This window comes from Corallococcus sp. AB032C (assembly GCF_003668935.1).
Lineage (GTDB): Bacteria > Myxococcota > Myxococcia > Myxococcales > Myxococcaceae > Corallococcus > Corallococcus exiguus.
Window position 1 is genome coordinate 1 of record NZ_RAWP01000252.1, and the last position, 1160, is coordinate 1160.

General features: G+C 68.1%; 1 protein-coding gene. It reads right to left on the bottom strand.

The features are described 5' to 3' along the window. Positions 1-962: IS630 family transposase (locus D7X99_RS41910; RefSeq protein WP_121782584.1), on the bottom strand; the 962-nt coding region annotated here is incomplete at its 3' end. Between the last annotated feature and the right edge of the window lie 198 nt (positions 963-1160).

The window sequence follows — 1160 nt, forward strand, 5'->3', positions numbered from 1 at the left end:
GCTGCGCGTCGAGAGGGAGCGACGCGCAGCAGCGGACTTGAAGTCTGCTGCGCGTTGCGAGCTTCCAGGTAGGCATCCACCTCGGCCATGAGCGCCGACATCTTCTTGCACCGGTGGTTGCGGGTGACGTTGGCGTGCACGTCCCACCAGACCCGCTCGATGCGGTTGCCCTCGGGGCAGTACGGCGGCAGGAAGTGCAGCACCACCCGCTCGCCCATCTGAGCCAGTATCTGCTTCGTCTGCCTGCTCGAATGGGTGGCCGCGTTGTCCAGGATGAAGTGCAGGCGCCTGGCCGTGGGGTAGGCGTTGCTCACCGCCCGTACCAGTTCGATGAAAAGGGCGCTCGTCTTCCGCTCCCCCTTCACCCACGTCAACTCGTCTGTGCGTGAGTTGAGCGCTCCGGCCACGTATCGCTTCTGGTTGTTGCCCGGAGTGACGACCTCCCGCCGCTCTCCGGGCAGCATCCAATCGGGCCCCACCTTGGGGTTGAGATGCACGTCCATCTCGTCCTCGTAGAAGACGGGCTCCTCGGGCCGGGCGTAGGCCGCCCGGCACTTCAGTTGCCACAGTCGCTCTTGCCGCTGGCGCGCGGGCCAGGGGCAGCGAACCACGGGGCGGGGCCGCTTCAGCCGTGCGCCCACCGACGCCAGGGCGCGTCCCATGGTGGTAGGCGAGACGCGCACGCGGCCGCGCCTCTCCACCTCGCGCGCCAACAGCACGCGTGTCCACGTGGTGCGTCGCCAGCCGGACTGCCGAGGTGTGCCCTTCAGCACCCGGCAGAGCGTTGCTCGGAAGCGCTCATCCACTTTGCGCTGTCCATTTCGAGCACGTCGGTCCACCAGCCCTTCACGTCCACTCTCCAGGTAGCGCTGGACGGCGGCCACCACGGTGGAGGTAGCGCACAGCAACTCTCGCGATGCCTGCGCTCGCGACTGGCCACTGGCCACCTTCGCCACCGCCATGCACCGTCGCAGGGTGAGCGGGCAGCCAGTCCTCTCACCCCAGCGAATCAGGCGCCTGCGGTCACGACTGCGTAGGCGGAGCTGTTCCCCCTGTGGCAGGGCTCGCTTCTCCTTCTGGTTCTTGCGCACACAAGGCCGAACGGAGCGGGTTCCTGCCGCTTCCCCACCCGTCCAGCGCCTGCCTACCCTCCGGGCCGA